Raw genomic sequence first — 17,571 nt, 5'->3', positions numbered from 1 at the left:
GAGGAAAACCGGACAATATCAGTCTTCTTTATCCTCTGCAAATAATATCTGCTCAACGTCTTCTTTCGGCATCCCTGCCTTAAGTAATTTGTTCCGTAAGTCCAGTTTGCGGAAATTCATATTCTCCTTGTGTGGACGTACACCTAACAGGACTGCGACATCGTTACGTTTGTATCCGCAATAGTAAAGCATAAACAGTAGCAACTCCTTATCTTTCAGTACCGAAAGTACATTTTCGCCATACGGCTGTTTCTGAAAATGCTCTTTAGCCTGTCCCACAAGCTGTTCATTGGTATTTTGCCTGAAGTTTTCCACCATCTTCTTTATTTTCACATAAAGCTCGGGTTCTTCTTTGGCTCCGAATTCTTTGGCGAGTGATTTCACCTGTTTATCTATTTCCACCCATTCGGTTACAATATTGCGGTATATACCCTGCATATACGTCAGACTTTCGTCCTGATGTTCGAGTAGTTTCTGCTGAACGAGTGACTGTTCCTCCAACAGTTTGTTGCGCTCGTCTATCCTCTGCCGTTTGAGCCGCATCGTTCTGTTATTGAAGTATGCTATTACAAGCACAATGAGTATGAGCGATATACCACCCAGCAAGTAGAGATAGTTGCGCATGAGCAAACTATCCAGCTCTTTTTTATGGAGGGCGGCTTTATATTTTTTATCTGCTTCCGACAATTTTTGCAGGCTGTTCGATTCATTTATCTGCCGGGTAAGATCCAGTAATAAGTTATTGTAATGCAGTGCTTCCTTGTAGTCTCCATTTTCTTCGTGGTAGCTCGACAACGATTTGTAAAGGTCTTCCAGTGTTCTCGGATATGTTATTTTGGCCAGATGTCCTTTCATCAGCTCTGAATAATATTTTGCCGAATCGGGTTGATTCTGGTTATGATATAATTTGAGAAAGCTAAGGCATATCCTTATAGCCTCTTGCTGGTCGGTAGTTTCAGCAAGCGCAGTTCTCAGATAATCAGCAGATTTCTGATGATCACCTTTTTTACGATATAGCATCCCCAGCATATGGGTGAAAGATACCTGAGAGGGAACATTATTCAACTCTTTCGAATAACGTAAACCTTCGTCGAAATAATAATAAGCACTATCTAATTTTCCCTCAGCCTGGTAAGCTATACCTGTAAATTTCATTATCTGTAGCCTGAAGGCTTCCATTCTGCCATTCTTCGCATATAGATCCAGTGCCTGTCTGTAGTTGACAATAGCACTGTCCATCACACCTTTTTCATAATACAGGTTACCGATACTATGCCGGCTTTTGCCCATCAGTAAATTATTGCCGGCTTTGCGGGCATAATGCCCAGCCAGCATAAAATGCTCCAATTCTTTGTCGGGAGTATTATTCGCATGATATACACCTGCTGTATAATAGTGTGCGAGAGCCGACAGATAAGGATCATTTTTAGTATCAAAATACCTTTGTGCATCAAATACCAGAGTATCTCCCTTTATATCCTTACGCATCAAGGACTTTGCCTGAACATGCAGTAAAATATACCGCATATAGCTGTCCTGATCCATACCTGAAGGATTACGGATAGAATCTAGCAGAAGAAGTGCTTCGGAAGGATTATCTTCTATTTTAGTCCGAGCTTGCTCCAATAGTTTTGCAGGATGCCCGCCTTTCTCACAAGAATAAAGAAAGAGTATAAATAAAAGAGAATATGTAAGACTTTTAGCTAATGCTATTTTACTCATTAAAAAAGAACCAGACTAGAAAAGGTTCGGGACTTGCAATCCCGAACCCCCTCAATATTGTTATTTGAAAAATTTAATATCAATCAATTTCAAAGGTACCATATTTTTTCAAAGAAGTAGCAGTATTCACAAATGTTATGGTATATGTACCTGCTGGAAGTGCAGAAATATTTACCGACAATTTGCCTGAATATGACGTATTTACAACTTTTGTGTAATATACAGCGCCAGCTTCATCTTTAACGGCTACGGTTACAACACCTAAATTAGCACTGAATGATACTACCAGACTCTTATCATCAATCATTTTTACTGATATAGGAGATATAACAGCCATTCGTGCAGCCGGAGGATTTATAGTTGGACCACCTTCACCGGGTCCGTCTCCCACCGGAACATCTACGATATTACCAGCAAAAGTTGTTCCCCCCAGACACAACATAATAAACACTAAGAAGTAAAATTTTGTTCTCATAATAGATTAATTTTTAAATTATTGCGTGTTCTAAACAGGCATTTACAGCCAATTGATAAAGTTAGATATTTTAATTTACATTTTCTTCCGAAAATAATATTTTTTCAATATCGTACTGTTCCATACCTACTTTGAGTAGTTTGTTCCTCAAATCCAGTTTGCGGAAGGCCATATTATCCTTGTGTGGATTAACACCCAACAAAATTGCTACATCGTTACGTTTATATCCGCAATAGTAAAGCATAAACAGCAGCAAGTCCTTATCTTTCAGGGTAGAAACAGCACTATCGCCATAGGGTTGTTTCAGAAAATGTTCTTTAGCCAGTACTACTAGCTGCTGATTGGTATTTTGTTTAAAGTTTTCTATCATCTGCTTTATTTTCATGTAGAGTTCGGGTTCTTCTTTCACCCCGAATTCTTTAGCAAGAGACTTCACCTTTTTGTCTATATCGACCCATTCGTCTACAATACTACGGTATATACCCTGCATATATGTAAGGCTTTCGTGCTGATGCACAAGCAACCGTTCTTGCACCTGCGACTGTTCCTCTAGCAGCTTGTTGCGCTCGGCCACTCTCTGACGTCTAAGACGTGATGTCCTACTCCTGAAATAGATAGTAAGAAGAATAATCAGGGTGAATGATACAGCACCTATTGAATAGAGATAACTGCGCATACGTGTACTTTGCAGTTCCTGCTGTTCTATAACCGCCTTATACTTTCTGTCGGCTTCGGCCAGTTTTTTTGTATTATCGGCTTCTTTGATTTCCTGGGTAGTAGCATCATACAAACTTGTGTAATAAAGTGCCGTTTTATAATCACCACTTTTCTTATAGTATTCCGATATAGCTGCATAGCTTTCCTGCCGGGTATTAATATATGTCATTTCAGGAATATAATTAATAAGCAAGTCGGAATAATGTCTGGCAGAATCGAGCCGGTTCATTCCATTGTATAACATCAGCATACTAAGACATATTCGTCGCAACTCATTTGAATTTGTAGTTCCGGAAAGTGCCTTATGCAAGTATAACTCGGACTTTGGGTAGTCACCCAGTTCCCGATAAACTACTCCCATCAAGTGTGAAAATGTAAATATATTGGATTTATCATCAGACTTTTCAGCCAAGACCATACCTTCTTCTGAATAAACAAGTGCACTATCCAGTTTGCCTGCAATTTCATATGAAAAGCCTATAAGATTTAATGCATGAAGCCTGTATTTCTCTGCTTCCTTATATGTTGGATAATAATGTAATGACTGTTTAAAATTAACGATGGCACTATCCATCATATTTTTGTTGAAGTACAGAATGCCGATCCAGTGCAAACTTTTACCTACCAAAAGACTATCATCCACCTTTCGTGCATAATGTGCCGCCAATTTGAAATGTTCAAGCTCTTTATCTACAAATTCATTTTCATTATATAATGCAGCTGTGTAATAATGAGCCAGTGCCGATTGCCTATAATTTTTCTTTTCGTCCAAATACTTATACGCGTCCAAAATCAGGGTATCATTCTTTATATCAGGACGATGAATATTAAATTTCGCTTGTACCCGTGCTACTATATATTGCATATAGCTATTTCTGTCCATTTGCTCCAGATTTTGAATAGAATCGAGCAATAAAAGAGCTTCGGATGGATTATTTTCAGCAATACTCTGTGCCTTTATTAACAATTCTGCGGAATGATTGTCTTTTTTGCAGGAATAGAAAAAGAAAACTAATAGTAGACAAAGTATATAACTTTTACCAAATGCTATATTTTTCATTAAACTAAGACCTAGAATTGAAAAGGTTCGGGCTGGTAAACCCGAACCCCTCTAAAATTTATTATATAAAAAATAAACGATTAATTAACCTCAAAAGTGCCGAATTTGTTCAATGTCTTATCCGCATTTGTAAATGATATAGTATATGTTCCTGCCGGAAGCATACTGATATCCACCGATACAGTGTTTGTTTCTGATGTATCCACGTTTTTCACATAATGTACCGCGCCTGCTTCGTCTTTAATTGTTACAGCTACTGTACCAACACTTGTTCTGAATAATACATCCAGATTCACATCATCCGTCACAGTCACTGTTACCGGAGATACAGACAGCATTCTGGCCATAGGAAATATTCCGCCACCTTCACCTGGTCCGCCAGCATTATGCAAAGCAACATTCACTACTTTATCAACGGCAGCATAACCTATTCCGCCAACGCAAGAGATCAAAAACGCAAGAAAAAAAATTTTAATTCTCATAATTGTTTAGTTTTTACTTTAATTAATAAACATAAAAGAAGTATAGATAAAGTTGTGAGAGGATTATATAAAATTACATCCTATTTTTTACATTAACATATTGAAAAGATTGAATATAGATTTTTTCTTAGATATTATTTTGTTAAGATTAACATATATAGCAATTTAACACATATGGTTAAAATGAAAAATATAGATTTATTTTTAACAATCAATCGCTAAAAAAAGAGATTCGAAAGATTTTGTCCCGTATTTTTCACGTTTAGCGCTTTCTGATAAGTCCGATTTCCATAATAACAGGATAAAGATAAAAGTTTATTTATCAAATAAAAAAATATTTCTGCAAACAGATAGGTAGGTATCATATTTCAGAGAGCAACATTCAGATTATACACATACCTTGTTCCTGCCACAAATGTACCGCTGGTTACCAGATGAGTAGCGTGTGACAACAAACCAAAAGTCAGGGTTACTTTCAGTTCGGTAGGCAGCAGAGTACTGTTGCTTACTATCCTGCAAGGATTTATGATCACATCTACATTTGCAACAAGAGTATTGCTCACAGGCTTACTTGTATTTACTGTAGCTGTGAAAGTACTTGCCGTGTTGGGAGTTAATGTTCCGGTAGCCAGATTTAATACTCCGGTATTGGTCACTGCCGAGCCACTGACTGTGACCTGGGTAAGAGTAAAAAGCCCCGAAAGGATCCCCCCTTTTATATTGAAGGATAACAACACCATCTGATGGTTGAAAGCAAGAGGCACATTGGGCGATGAACCGTTCTGGGCAGCAGGCGAGGCATACATAATATCTGCACTCCCCAAGGCCAGTTCTGTAGACTGGTCGGCTGGTAATGTATAATTTACAGATAATGAACTTACGGATGCTGAGTATGGATAATATGCGTAAAATTTGATACTGCTGCTCTTGTTTGGGAAATAAAGCGGTGAAGCACTAGTAGTTAAAGAAGCACTTGCTGCACCACCCGAGGCTACAGTATATAGGACATTGTCTCTTGCATAAGAATTACTCCCTCCCGCATCACGCATAAACATCCCTACGCGGTCGCCGGTAGTCCATTTCACCTGATTGTTGCCTGTAGTCCATGAAGTCTTCAATCCATATGGCAACAGATTTTTCCCTTGCCGTATCTCCTTCTCCATGGATACGGATATTACCGGATTATCGTTGGACAAAACCATATCGCATCCCAAAGATGTGTTATCTACAGCTTTAGTCGCAACATTATCCAATGAGAAAGTGACAGGAATATATTTATGGGCTAGCTCTTCATCGGGCATGAAATCTGTATCGGAGGTACATCCTCCTAATATGGACAGCCCAAGAACAGAGAAAATAAAAAATAGATTTTTCAAAGCACTATCATTCTTTCTGTTAGCCAATATAGAGCACCCGATACATTCACCGGGTACTCTATAGTATATTATGTTATATTATTTACAATACAGACACCGTACCGCCTGTACCTGTCTGCCAATCGGCCACAGTAGCAGTAGCGCTAACAGCCGTAGCAGTGAATGTGAGTGTTATGGCATGGGCACTGCCGGCTACAGTTGTAAGATTTACAGGAACATTGGTATACGTCACATTAGAGCCTCCTCCGGCCGGTTTCACTACGATGGTAAGTGTATATGCGCTTGCTCCTGAAGCTGTATTTGTCATCACAGGAGAATTTGCGGCTGTACCTGCTGTGGTAATAGCTATCCCTGCGGTCTGATTTGCCGAAGACAACGCCTGCATGTTAGCACTGCCGCTAAATGTGCATGCACCGGTTTCCACTGTCATCGTGGCCAGATTGGGCTGCCCGTTCACAGTGAGTGAGACTACGGAATTTCCTGATGCAGGGTAAGTAGCATCAGATTTGAATATAAATTGTAACTGCGTAAGCCTATGCTGGAAATTGAGTACCGGATGAACGGCGGCCGCAGATCCCACCTTATTTCCTGTGCCTGAAGCCCACATTACATCTTCCTGCCCTGTCATATTTATAGCCACTACCGGACTTACACCGGCAGTAGCCGCTGTGGTTTCAGCGCCACGGGGGGCAAATGCAAAGAAACTAAGATCGGTGCCATCCGTTGGATAATAGTATGGACCTTTGGCAAATGTTACACTATGGCCTGCAGCTCCGGCTACTACAGCCGAGTCCCTGTTGATTACATTAGCCGAAGCTCCGGCTTTCCACGAAATGTTGTAGGCGTATACGCCTATCGGAAAATCAGTTGTAAAATTACCGTTAACAGGTCCCGCCTTCACTAAATTAGCGGTTTGCACTGTTGCACTGATATCGACTCTATAGGAATCTTTATCAAATTTAGGAGAATCATCGGAATCGTTGTCGCATGCCACCAGCATGCACAATGCCAATAGGCTGAAGATAGTTCTTTTCATAATTAAGTGATGCTTTTTTAGGTATTATCAAACTGTTTGTGAGTACATTGAACCAAATAATCCAATATTCTAAAATAACAATCAGAGGGAATAAATGTTTAATTTTAAGTGAATTAAACTTAGCATATTTTATGATTTAACGATAACAAATATGTGTTAATCCTATCCACATTATCCTGAAATGGAATATTTATCTGATATTTTTTTTCAAAAAAAAATGAAAATAATTTCATTTAATGAATTACCGCAATTATGAATCGTCCTGCAAAAATTTACTTCCGAGATAAAAAAAGAAAAGGTTGTTTCACAACAACCAATCTTCATTATTAACCTTAAAATCTAATACCATGAAAAACACATAGTATTAACGTAACGAAAGTAAATTTTGTTTAATGGATTGTTTCTATGTTAAAATAGATAGTGTCGATAAAGCAATGAAACCCGTGGTGGAGACTCGCCCGGTGAAAATATTTCAGTATTGCTTTTCATAGAAAATAATTGCTGCGAAATAAGTGAAACAACTTTACATCTGGCAGTTTTCTTCATAACAGGCACACACCCCGCAGCAGAGAAACCAAAAAGATCACCAGTGTAGAGATAATCCAAGCAGCGATATCTGAACAAATTTTCCGAAAAATTATCATTACTTCCGTGAAACATTTCCCACAGAGCAGCAAACAACAACAGCAGGTAGCAAGTGTGCTCTGACACCAGCCGGCAGGTATTGCGGATACAACCGGATACCAGTTCCGATTTTAGCTTGTAGACTGTATTGTGAATTAAATTTATCATAGTTGCGGCTCGTTTTTGGGGTATAGATAAACTCATTTCAACTTTATGCAGATTTTATGATATTTTTTTTGAATTATCCATACTCTGATTTTTTTTTCTTTTATATAGTTTTCTTTTTTTATATAGTCTTGTTTAGTCTTGTCTTTAGTATAGTATTGGTGAGTGTATAGGTGAGTGTAGTGATGAGTGTATAGGTAAGTGTAATGGGTTGTGTAACTTTCAGGATACAGTAAATAGTAATTCGAGAACTTTTTTTTAACACAAAATAATATTAAGCCGGAATTTTCTTAAATCGTAAATAATACACAATGATAATTTCGCAAAAATGTGATAAAAAGTTAAAAGTACTGTACCCTATACAGCATTTTTTTCTTTTTTTCCGTCATACTTATGATTTCGGTCGATCCGGAGATGACGATTCTAGTCTAACGGCCAAATCTTTCTTATAGAATACACTACACCAAAATTTGAATAAGGCTGTCTTCCATAGCCGAAGACCTGCCAGTAATAACTTCACACATAAAACATTGCGGATATACCGAAGCCTTTTTATCAGGATTTCGGTACGGAAGAGTTATATCGATCTGATATTAAATAAATTTTAATCAATTAAATTATTAATCAATTTTATTAACTAAAATGTTTATTATGAAAAAGTTATTTTATTTGAGTTTTGTAGCAGTAGCATTGCTTTTCACATCTGTAGCCTGTAGTGATGATGACGATCCGACGCCGCCGCCTGCAAAAACACAACTGGAAGAAGTGCTGGGTAAACTAGGCGAAATGGAAAATGTAGGGGATTTTACCAGCATATTGAAAGATGTGAAGATAGATGACCTCGGAACAGAAGCACTGACAGTATTTGCGGTAGCCGACCAAACTGAAGAACCGGCTCCCGAATCGGCAAAAGCCCCAAAAGAAGGTGAAGAGGGCGAAGGAGAAGAAGAAACTGACGTAACAGCCGAAAATATTACCCGCCACATAGTAAAAGGCACATTCGACTTTCCGGCAGAGGAAGGGGATGAAGTTATCGTAGAGAGCGCAAAAGGCGACCCGCTCAGAATAGCCAAAAAAGATGGTAAAATCTGGGTAAATGACATTGAGGTCACTTCGGCAAGTGCAACTGATGCCGGACTAAGCAAAATCTACGTTGTAGCATCGGTAATTCCGGTAGTTGACATTCCTGAATTTACAGCAAACTTTGTAGTATATGCCGCCAACGAAGAATGGGCTGCAGGCGCTGCGGAAAAAGCTGTGACAGAGGGTGCGAAAATCACATTCTTCGAGCTCGAAGGGGAAGAATATGTGGAAGTGAATAGCGTAACTACCGATGCCGAAGGTAAAGCCGCGTTTGAACACTTCAATAGCGAAGGATTATTCTACAAAGTAGAACTGGAAGGCAAGACTTCGTTCCGCGATGGTTATATGGTTGTAGGATTGTTCACCACTCAGGAGCAAATAGACGAAGCGCCGGAATATAAAACAGAAACAGCACTGGACGAGTTAGGATTGGGATCATTAAGGATAGCTGATATGGACGGAGACGGTGTGATCGACGAAAAAGACAAAGTAGCATCCGGTTATCTGCCAGTGGATAACTCCGCCGAAAGCACCGACCTGTTCATCGTATCGGATACTTATAAAGCCGGTGAAGCAGAAGAATAACGTTTAGCTTTCAAGTAAGTAAAGATTCATTTGGTTAGAGAAAGCCCGGGCAAATCATTTGTCCGGGCTTCTTGTGTATAGTATTAAGAGCCTTGTTTATGGTGCTACTCTCGGCCGATGGTCGTGATAATCCAACCTTACCCTGTGCCATTCTTTCAATATCTTATCCACAAAGTGAAACTCATATTTTTCGAGATCATCAACCGAATCCCATCTGATGATTTCGACACTGCCCTCCGGCGTCTGTATTGCTCCTGCCGATGTGTACGATTTGCCCATTATGGATATAACTTTTTCTTTGGTCATACCCAGTTCTACTTTGCGCACGTTCTTTTCGGAGTACATCGCATCTTTCATAGACCCGCAGGATACGAGGGTGACGATAAGTAAAGTAATGATTAATAGTTTCTTTTGCATTTTATACGTTTTTTAGTTCTCATTAGTCAGCCATATTCTTTCAAATATATCAAAAATAATATGAGTCTGCTTTAAAAGTTATGAAATATTTTATTGCATGTACACTCACTTTCGCCTCTCTTTTAAGTGTTTTTCACTATCGCTGTATAAAATAAATTGATTAATCTGTTATCAAAATAAAAGTAATTTATCTATACAGTGAGAAAGAATGAAGAATGAAGAATGGCGCAAGCGATCTATAATACTCAATTTAACTTTTCATTATTAATTATTCATTATTAACTATTAATTATAAAATTATGTTACAAATCGAAATCAACAACCAAAAAATCTCCGTGCCACAATCATGGGCCGACCTTAGCCTTGCCGATTATGAAAAATGGTTTAAGCGCATACCGCAAGACCAGACAGAATATGTGCAGATGGTGGCTGATATTTGCAAACTGGATGCCGGCGAGTTACTCAACTCCCGTCCTCTGCAGTTTAATGCTGTATCTGATGCTATCCGCTTTGTTTCTAATACCGATGTGGAGCCGGATACACACGTAAATATCGATGGGCGGGACTACTTTATTTCCCCATCGGATCAGCTCACACTAGGCGAATGGATAGACATAGAACAAACGCTGGAAAGTGACAGCCCGACCAAGATTTCGGAAACACTTGCCATCGTATGCCGACCTGCCGGAGAAAGCTACAATACGGTGACTGTCACACAGCGCAAAGAGATGTTCCGCCGCCTGTCGTGTGACAAAGCCTTGCCGTTGGTAGCTTTTTTTTTGCACAGAAAGAAAGAATCAGAAGCGATTTTGCACCATTATTCAACGGTGGTGGCTCAGGCAAACCGGTTTCTAAAGGATACAAAGACTTTTGTAATAAATGGGGGTGGTATAAAACGATTGCCGATCTGGCGGAGGATAAAATATACTTATTTGACCAAATCACTGGAAAAGCAGTTGTCGAAGTTTTCGGATTCCTCCTTTACCGGATAGATAAGATGCGGACTGAGGATGAACAGTATAAATTTGAAAGGCAGATAAGGAGATAAAACGAAGAATAATTATGCAATGTAATCGCACGGGAACAGGGAATAATATAAGGATTATTTGATATTGGATGAAATATTTTGAGTAAGAAGATTATTAAACTTTATATATCAAAAAACTATTAGTAAAAGTAGATATAGTATATATAATATCACTTGCGGATGAAGAACCTCCTGAATATACTACATAGCCAACATCTGAAGGTTTGACATTATAAACTATATCACTTGCGGATGAAGAACCTCCTGAATATACTACATAGCCAACATCTGAAGGTTTGACATTATAAACTATATCACTTGCGGATGAAGAACCTCCTGAATATATTACATAGCCTGCAACTGAAGGTTTGACATTATAAACTATATCACTTGCGGATGAAGAACCTCCTGAATATATTACATAGCCTGTATCTGTACGTTTAGCATTATAATGTAATTTAGATGGCGGTTCGGATACAGGACTAGAATAAATATCTTCTTCACAACTATTAAAGCTGAAGCTAAGTAATGAGGCCAATAAAATATATAGATACTTCTTCATGATTTTAGGTATTATTACTTATAAATATAGACTTTAGAATTAATAATTGGTTTAATCCATTATTAAAAATAATAAACTTTATCTATACTATAAAAACTTATGGCAAAGAAAACAATAAACGTTGATATTGAGATCAATACAAAGAAAGCAGAGGAAGCAGTTTCCAAGTTTGGCAAATTTCTGGGAGTAGAAGATATCCTGATTGCAAACTTTTATAAACATTCCGGAAACGTGATAGACAATATCGGGCAGATAGCAACGGCATCGGCAGAAGTAGCCGCGCGCGTGGAGGCACTAAACACGCTGAACCTGAAAGCATTCGGCACCGTGGAGAAACTCAACGAAGCACGCATGCAGGCACTTGTGGCCGAAATAGAAGCCGAAGCCAAAAAAGGAAAGGCGATAGAACAGACCAATGCCTTATACAAAGAAAAAGAACAGTTGCTTATAGAACAAAGCGAAACGGCAAAAAAGAAACTGGAAAAAGAATATGCCCTGATAATAGAATCAGCTAAAAAAACCGGGGCAGACATTACCATTTACGACAAACAGAAAAATGACAGCCTTGCCGCCCTCGACAAAAAACTGAAAGAAGATCTGAAGAAAAACAATGAGGAACACTTTTTTGCTCAGAAAACCTTTGTAGACAAAGGATTGAAAGAGACGACCGAATTGCTGACAAAGAATATCTATCATGGCAAACAAAAACTGGATAAAGATTCGGAGGAGAAGATAAAACGGCTCAATAAAGAAGCGGCAAAAAAAGAAGAAATCCTGAAAAACTGGAACAATGAGCAGATAAAAAACTCCCAAGCCAATATGAAAGGTCTGGCTGAGATTGAAGATGAGCGCAGAGCACGGGCCGAGGCCATTGAAACTATACATAGGGCCAAAATGGCCAAAATAAACGAAGACGCCGCCAAAAAAGCCAAAGAAACATCCGACGAAGCGGCTAAGGAAACAGTCAAGCAAGCTGAAGATACAGCTAAAAAGACCGAAGAAGTGGGAAAGAAAGCAGAAAACTCATTCAAAGGAATTATCAATGTCGGCGAAATGTCGCGCAATATAGAGGAAGGTCTTAAGTACCTCAAACATTACGACGACAGCCTCACAGCTTCTATGATACACGAGATAACACGCTTCAATCAACTGAAAGAGACGTATAAGGACGACAAAGAAATGGTGGAAACAATAGGAAAAGAAAAAGCTGCCATACTGAAAAAATACACCGATGAAAAAATCCGCATCGAAGAAATGATTACTACCGCCGAAAAGAAAGAGCAGGGCCTAAGGCTGGAGCAAATGAAACAATATGCGGCAAAAGGACAGGAAATAACAAATAGCATAAAAGGGGCATTGACTCAGACCGCCGACTATTTGGGTACGGCATTTACTGCGATTAGTAGTGTATATAAGGCAGAGGTAGAAGCAATAGATGAAGATATAAAACATCTTAAAGCTAAGAATGATGGAATTATAAAAGAAGCAGAAAATAGGACTAAAGTCATAACAGATTTAGAAGCAAAACTAAAAGAAGCTACTGAAACTAACAATGGAGAAGCCATACGAAGTTTAACAGAAAAACTAAATGCAGAAAAAAGTGCTGCAGCTGAATCGATAAAAATAAAAGAAGAAACTGAAAAAAAAGAAAAAGAACTAACAGAGAAAAAACTTAAAAAGCAAGCCGAACAAGAAAAAATAGAAAAACTCAACCGCAAAGCCACATTAATAAAAAATATCGGTGAAGCCATAGCCAATGTAGCACAAGGAGCAACCAAAGCCTTATCTTATGGCCCTATTCTCGGTCCTATACTGGCAGCGGTAGTTACCGCAGCAGGTGCCATTCAGGTGGGCATAATGACCAAGCAGCTTGCTAAATTTGCCGATGGCGGATTACTTAATGGCAAACGCCATGCGCAAGGCGGCATGCGCATAGAAGGTACAAATATAGAAGTGGAAGGTGGCGAATATGTTATAAACAGAGAATCAACGAGTAAAAATCTAAGCTTGGTTCGTTACATTAATTCACAACGTAAGGAACTGACACCTACGGACGTTACAGGATTCTTCGCCAGAGCATCACAAGGCTTCGAACTGCCATTCCAACGGGAATTTGCCGCGGGAGGGATGATGCCACCGATAGAAACGCCAAACACGATTGATAATGAGGCACTTATTGATGCCATAAAATCTATAAAAATTAATTCGAGAGTGGCTGTTACGGATATTATCCGTGCACAGGAAAATGCAGTGCAAGTGGATAGATGGTCGGGAAATTAATAGGTATTACTCCCTGTATATATAGTCCATCTATCATCATAATATTTTGTAAGAGTTAGTAAGGGAGTACCAAGAGGGGTACTTCCTGTATATATAGTCCACCTATCATCATAATATTTTGTAAGGGTTAATAAGGGAGTACCAAGAGGGCTATTTCCTGTATATATAGTCCACCTATCATCATAATATTTTGTAAGGGTTAATAAGGGAGTACCAAGAGGGCTATTTCCTGTATATATAGTCCACCTATCATCATAATATTTTGTAAGGGTTAATAAGGGAGTACCAAGAGGGCTATTTCCTGTATATATAGTCCACCTATCATCATAATATTTTGTAAGGGTTAATAAGGGAGTACCAAGAGGGCTATTTCCTGTATATATAGTCCACCTATCATCATAATATTTTGTAAGGGTTAATAAGGGAGTACCAAGAGGGCTATTTCCTGTATATATAGTCCACCTATCATCATAATATTTTGTAAGGGTTAATAAGGGAGTACCAAGAGGGCTATTTCCTGTATATATAGTCCACCTATCATCATAATATTTTGTAAGGGTTAATAAGGGAGTACCAAGAGGGCTATTTCCTGTATATATAGTCCACCTATCATCATAATATTTTGTAAGGGTTAATAAGGGAGTACCAAGAGGGCTATTTCCTGTATATATAGTCCACCTATCATCATAATATTTTGTAAGGGTTAATAAGGGAGTACCAAGAGGGCTATTTCCTGTATATATAGTCCACCTATCATCATAATATTTTGTAAGGGTTAATAAGGGAGTACCAAGAGGGTTATTTCCTGTATATATAGTCCACCTATCATCATAATATTTTGTAAGGGTTAATAAGGGAGTACCAAGAGGGCTATCTCCTGTATATATAGTCCACCTATCATCATAATATTTTGTAAGGGTTAATATTATAGTACTCTCTTTACCCTCTCCCCCTCTCACATACACCCCATCCCTATTAAACACAATATCCCCATCAGCTTTTTCTCCGGCACGGATATAGTCGCCATCGATATTAAAGACCACATCGCCTGTTTTTTTCTCTCCGGCACGTATCAGTTTGCCGTCGATATTAAATACAATGTCGCCAGTAGCCTTTTCCCCTGCACGGATATAATCGCCGTCGATATTGAATACCGCATCGCCCAATGTAGATTTCCCCGCACGGATGAGGTTGCCGTCGAGGTTAAAGACGATATTTTCCTTTTCCACAGGCGGGGGTATGGGTGGTTCGGGTTCGGGGATATAGGGGTCGTTCTTGTCGCCGCATGTGGAGAAGGTGAAGATAAATAATAAGAATAGTATGTAGTAGAATGGTTTCATAAGGTTTAGTATTAGTATCTACAAATATAGACTGAATAATTTGGTTAAAGTTTAATAAGCACAATCAAAATTCTCAAGGCGGTATGCGCATCGAAGGTACAAATATAGAAGTGGAAGGTGGCGAATATGTAATCAATCGTGAATCTACGTCTAAAAATCTCGGTTTAGTACGCTATATAAATTCCCAGCGAAAGGAACTAAGTGTAACAGATATGACAGGCTTTTTCGCCAGAGCATCACAGGGTTTCGAGCTGCCATTTCAACGGGAATTTGCAGCAGGCGGGCTAATGCCACCGATAGAACCGACTTCTTCTATAGATAACGAAGCTCTGATACATGCGATAAAAAATATTCGTATAGAATCGAGGGTAGCAGTTACCGATATTATCCGTGCACAGGAAGATGCAGTGCAAGTAGATAGGTGGTCAGGAAATTAATTGTTATTCTATTGTTGGGGTTTGGGAATACAAGCCCCGGCAATAAAAAATACAATAGAATGGAGAAAAGGCTAATAGTAATTATTACCTAGATATATTTTATAGTCATCATCCAACCATTTGATTATCCTAAAAACTGGCTGTCCGCCTGTATTATTTCCCGGATATATTTTATAGTCATCATCAAACCATTTGATTACTCTAAAAACTGGCTGTCCGCTTGTATTATTTCCCGGATATATTTTATAGTCATCATCAAACCATTTGATTACTCTAAAAACTGGCTGTCCGCTTGTATTATTTCCCGGATATATTTTATAGTCATCATCAAACCATTTGATTACTCTAAAAACTGGCTGTCCGCTTGTATTATTTCCCGGATATATTTTATAGTCATCATCAAACCATTTGATTACTCTAAAAACTGGCTGTCCGCTTGTATTATTTCCCGGATATATTTTATAATCATCATCAAACCATTTGATTACTCTATACATAATATTACTGTATTCACTCACTCCTCTCAAATACAATCTATCTATATTAAGAACAATATACCCATCAGCTTTTTCTCCGGCACGGATATAGTCGCCATCGATATTAAAGACCACATCGCCTGTCTTTTTCTCTCCGGCACGGATCAGTTTGCCGTCGATATTAAATACAATGTCGCCAGTAGCCTTTTCCCCTGCACGGATATAGTCGCCGTCGATATTGAATACCGCATCGCCCAATGTAGATTTCCTCGCACGGATGAGGTTTCCGTCGAGGTTAAAGACGATATTTTCCTTTTCCTCAGGCGGGGGTACGGGTGGTTCGGGTTCGGGGATATAGGGGTCGTTCTTGTCACCGCAGGCAGCAAAGAACAGGCAACAGGCTAAGAATAAGCCCCCTAGCCCCCGCAGGGGGAATATAGAGGATATGTGGGTGGGTAGTTTCATGTGATATTTGTTTCAAGATTTAAAGTTTCAAGATTTCAAAATTGAAAAACATAATCTTGAGATTATGAAATTTTGAAATCTTGAAATTATACGTCCTACAAATATAGACTGAATAATTTAACAAAAGTTTAATACTCACAATGGAATTTTCCGATGGTAAATCATTATCAAATTTCAAAAACTTTATCTATACCATAAAAACATCACCAATAACAAAAAGGATATGATAAACAACATTCTACAAATCTTTCGCCGACAGGCGCAGCAACACAAGACCATCAGGGCCTTTTATTACAACCGCAATTACGAACTCGGCAGCGGCAAGGAAACCCATCCCCTGTTCTGGCTCGAAGACCCGCTCACGGGGCGTAATCAGGACAATGTATTCACCAATTCGGTAAACTTTTCCATCCTGTTTCTTCCTTCCACCGAAGAGTCGGTGCATCACCTGCAAAACCTCGCTTTCTCCATCGGGCTGAACATCGTGGAACGGATAAAGAAAAATCCGGATTATGGTATCAGTATCCGCCCCGACTGGACATACACCACCCTGCGCGACTATTACGACAACAATGCCTGCGGTTGCCGCTTTTCGGTCAACTTCACTCAGGCGAATATGCAAAACCTTTGCCTGATAGACGAACAGTTCAATACGGATAATCAGTTTGAAGACGAATCCCTTCTGCCCGGTTTCGATATACTTCCGGCGAACAATTGTGAGGTATTCGTGCAAAAGCTACCCGACTTCGACATCAAAACCCGTAAATAATGGATACAGCGATTACAAAAGTCATAGAGGCTATCGCGGCCGATGTGTTGAAGCTGTCGCAAACCATACTGTCGGACAATAAGGTGGGCACAAATGCCAAAACAGGCAAAAACACGCTCAAAAGCAGCACACTACAAGAGAGTGTAAGAGTGGAAATCCGCAAGATAGGCGATTCGGTGGTGATAGAAACCCTGTTCGACAATTATATTGACTACATCGAGCAGGGACGAAAACCCTGCACAGGCAAGCAACCGCCAATCGACGCATTACGCGACTGGGCTTTATCGCGCGGCATACCTACCGACAACAGTACGCTGTTCCTGATCGGCAGGGCTATCCGGCGCGACGGCTACAGGGGGCGTCCGGTACTGGCAATGCTGGAGGAGGAAATAGAAAAGCAATGGGACGGCAAATGGGCGGATATGCTTTTTGATGCAATAACAGATGAGTTAAGTAAATATTTTGAATAAAAC

The 17,571-nt window shown here is 39.3% G+C and carries 17 protein-coding genes; 6 read left to right on the top strand and 11 right to left on the bottom strand.

Annotation, left to right across the window (positions count from 1 at the left end; translation table 11 throughout):
• Window positions 1–18: 18 nt before the first annotated feature.
• From QZL88_RS20095 to QZL88_RS20065, 7 genes are all read right to left on the bottom strand, one after another.
• Window positions 19–1,722, bottom strand: coding sequence for a hypothetical protein (locus QZL88_RS20095; protein WP_296944533.1), 1,704 nt, complete (start codon window positions 1,720–1,722; stop codon window positions 19–21).
• A gap of 79 nt (window positions 1,723–1,801) precedes the next feature.
• Entirely contained in the window at window positions 1,802–2,197 is a 396-nt protein-coding gene (locus tag QZL88_RS20090; RefSeq protein ID WP_296944530.1) for a DUF3244 domain-containing protein, read from the bottom strand.
• Window positions 2,198–2,267: 70 nt separating this feature from the next.
• Entirely contained in the window at window positions 2,268–3,974 is a 1,707-nt protein-coding gene (locus QZL88_RS20085) for a tetratricopeptide repeat protein (RefSeq protein WP_296944527.1), read from the bottom strand.
• A gap of 80 nt (window positions 3,975–4,054) precedes the next feature.
• Complete coding sequence (locus QZL88_RS20080) at window positions 4,055–4,456, bottom strand: DUF3244 domain-containing protein (RefSeq protein WP_296944524.1); 402 nt, start codon at window positions 4,454–4,456, stop codon at window positions 4,055–4,057.
• A 368-nt stretch (window positions 4,457–4,824) separates the two neighbouring features.
• On the bottom strand, window positions 4,825–5,832 hold the full coding sequence (locus QZL88_RS20075) for a fimbrillin family protein (protein ID WP_296944522.1): 1,008 nt from the start codon (window positions 5,830–5,832) through the stop codon (window positions 4,825–4,827).
• Between the two features lie 82 nt (window positions 5,833–5,914).
• A complete protein-coding gene (locus tag QZL88_RS20070; protein ID WP_296944520.1) occupies window positions 5,915–6,868 on the bottom strand; it encodes a fimbrillin family protein in 954 nt (317 codons plus the stop codon).
• 408 nt (window positions 6,869–7,276) lie between these two features.
• Window positions 7,277–7,660: a hypothetical protein gene (locus QZL88_RS20065; protein WP_296944517.1), complete on the bottom strand. Its 384-nt coding sequence runs from the start codon at window positions 7,658–7,660 to the stop codon at window positions 7,277–7,279.
• A gap of 648 nt (window positions 7,661–8,308) precedes the next feature.
• Here QZL88_RS20065 and QZL88_RS20060 point away from each other — a divergent pair.
• Window positions 8,309–9,325 (top strand): hypothetical protein, encoded by a 1,017-nt coding sequence (locus tag QZL88_RS20060; RefSeq protein ID WP_296944514.1) that lies wholly within the window; start codon window positions 8,309–8,311, stop codon window positions 9,323–9,325.
• Between the two features lie 96 nt (window positions 9,326–9,421).
• Here QZL88_RS20060 and QZL88_RS20055 read toward each other — a convergent pair whose 3' ends face one another.
• Window positions 9,422–9,742 (bottom strand): hypothetical protein, encoded by a 321-nt coding sequence (locus QZL88_RS20055; protein WP_296944512.1) that lies wholly within the window; start codon window positions 9,740–9,742, stop codon window positions 9,422–9,424.
• 299 nt (window positions 9,743–10,041) lie between these two features.
• Here QZL88_RS20055 and QZL88_RS20050 point away from each other — a divergent pair, with 299 nt between their 5' ends.
• A complete protein-coding gene (locus QZL88_RS20050) occupies window positions 10,042–10,734 on the top strand; it encodes a hypothetical protein (RefSeq protein ID WP_296944510.1) in 693 nt (230 codons plus the stop codon).
• 150 nt (window positions 10,735–10,884) lie between these two features.
• Here the strand turns inward: QZL88_RS20050 and QZL88_RS20045 are convergent, their stop codons facing one another.
• Window positions 10,885–11,331 (bottom strand): hypothetical protein, encoded by a 447-nt coding sequence (locus QZL88_RS20045; RefSeq protein ID WP_296944507.1) that lies wholly within the window; start codon window positions 11,329–11,331, stop codon window positions 10,885–10,887.
• Window positions 11,332–11,430: 99 nt separating this feature from the next.
• Between QZL88_RS20045 and QZL88_RS20040 the strand changes: the two genes are divergently transcribed.
• The gene (locus QZL88_RS20040) at window positions 11,431–13,611 is read left to right on the top strand and encodes a hypothetical protein (protein ID WP_296944504.1); all 2,181 of its coding nucleotides are present in this window, start codon (window positions 11,431–11,433) and stop codon (window positions 13,609–13,611) included.
• Here QZL88_RS20040 and QZL88_RS20035 read toward each other — a convergent pair.
• Window positions 13,608–14,951, bottom strand: coding sequence for a hypothetical protein (locus tag QZL88_RS20035; protein WP_296944501.1), 1,344 nt, complete (start codon window positions 14,949–14,951; stop codon window positions 13,608–13,610). The genes QZL88_RS20040 and QZL88_RS20035 overlap by 4 nt on opposite strands.
• 83 nt (window positions 14,952–15,034) lie before the next feature.
• On the opposite strand from QZL88_RS20035, the gene QZL88_RS20030 reads away from it, so the two are divergent.
• Complete coding sequence (locus QZL88_RS20030; RefSeq protein WP_296944499.1) at window positions 15,035–15,388, top strand: hypothetical protein; 354 nt, start codon at window positions 15,035–15,037, stop codon at window positions 15,386–15,388.
• A gap of 71 nt (window positions 15,389–15,459) precedes the next feature.
• On the opposite strand, the gene QZL88_RS20025 is transcribed toward QZL88_RS20030, so the two are convergent.
• Complete coding sequence (locus tag QZL88_RS20025) at window positions 15,460–16,329, bottom strand: hypothetical protein (protein WP_296944496.1); 870 nt, start codon at window positions 16,327–16,329, stop codon at window positions 15,460–15,462.
• Window positions 16,330–16,552: 223 nt separating this feature from the next.
• Here QZL88_RS20025 and QZL88_RS20020 point away from each other — a divergent pair, with 223 nt between their 5' ends.
• Complete coding sequence (locus tag QZL88_RS20020; RefSeq protein ID WP_296944495.1) at window positions 16,553–17,098, top strand: hypothetical protein; 546 nt, start codon at window positions 16,553–16,555, stop codon at window positions 17,096–17,098.
• Window positions 17,098–17,568, top strand: a complete 471-nt coding sequence (locus QZL88_RS20015; protein ID WP_296944493.1) for a hypothetical protein — start codon at window positions 17,098–17,100, stop codon at window positions 17,566–17,568. The genes QZL88_RS20020 and QZL88_RS20015 overlap by 1 nt, the downstream gene beginning before the upstream one ends.
• Window positions 17,569–17,571 lie beyond the last annotated feature (3 nt).

The organism is uncultured Dysgonomonas sp. (genome assembly GCF_900079725.1).
Taxonomy (GTDB): domain Bacteria; phylum Bacteroidota; class Bacteroidia; order Bacteroidales; family Dysgonomonadaceae; genus Dysgonomonas.
This window is presented reverse-complemented; position numbering and strand designations above follow the sequence as displayed.

Coding starts and splice junctions, on each gene's coding strand:
- QZL88_RS20015 (WP_296944493.1), top strand. CDS start 17,098: ATGGATACAGCGATTACAAAAGTCATAGAGGCTATCGCGGCCGATGTG.
- QZL88_RS20060 (WP_296944514.1), top strand. CDS start 8,309: ATGAAAAAGTTATTTTATTTGAGTTTTGTAGCAGTAGCATTGCTTTTC.
- QZL88_RS20095 (WP_296944533.1), bottom strand. CDS start 1,722: ATGAGTAAAATAGCATTAGCTAAAAGTCTTACATATTCTCTTTTATTT.
- QZL88_RS20065 (WP_296944517.1), bottom strand. CDS start 7,660: ATGATAAATTTAATTCACAATACAGTCTACAAGCTAAAATCGGAACTG.
- QZL88_RS20055 (WP_296944512.1), bottom strand. CDS start 9,742: ATGCAAAAGAAACTATTAATCATTACTTTACTTATCGTCACCCTCGTA.
- QZL88_RS20025 (WP_296944496.1), bottom strand. CDS start 16,329: ATGAAACTACCCACCCACATATCCTCTATATTCCCCCTGCGGGGGCTA.
- QZL88_RS20070 (WP_296944520.1), bottom strand. CDS start 6,868: ATGAAAAGAACTATCTTCAGCCTATTGGCATTGTGCATGCTGGTGGCA.
- QZL88_RS20045 (WP_296944507.1), bottom strand. CDS start 11,331: ATGAAGAAGTATCTATATATTTTATTGGCCTCATTACTTAGCTTCAGC.
- QZL88_RS20030 (WP_296944499.1), top strand. CDS start 15,035: ATGCGCATCGAAGGTACAAATATAGAAGTGGAAGGTGGCGAATATGTA.
- QZL88_RS20085 (WP_296944527.1), bottom strand. CDS start 3,974: ATGAAAAATATAGCATTTGGTAAAAGTTATATACTTTGTCTACTATTA.
- QZL88_RS20050 (WP_296944510.1), top strand. CDS start 10,042: ATGTTACAAATCGAAATCAACAACCAAAAAATCTCCGTGCCACAATCA.
- QZL88_RS20040 (WP_296944504.1), top strand. CDS start 11,431: ATGGCAAAGAAAACAATAAACGTTGATATTGAGATCAATACAAAGAAA.
- QZL88_RS20090 (WP_296944530.1), bottom strand. CDS start 2,197: ATGAGAACAAAATTTTACTTCTTAGTGTTTATTATGTTGTGTCTGGGG.
- QZL88_RS20080 (WP_296944524.1), bottom strand. CDS start 4,456: ATGAGAATTAAAATTTTTTTTCTTGCGTTTTTGATCTCTTGCGTTGGC.
- QZL88_RS20020 (WP_296944495.1), top strand. CDS start 16,553: ATGATAAACAACATTCTACAAATCTTTCGCCGACAGGCGCAGCAACAC.
- QZL88_RS20035 (WP_296944501.1), bottom strand. CDS start 14,951: ATGAAACCATTCTACTACATACTATTCTTATTATTTATCTTCACCTTC.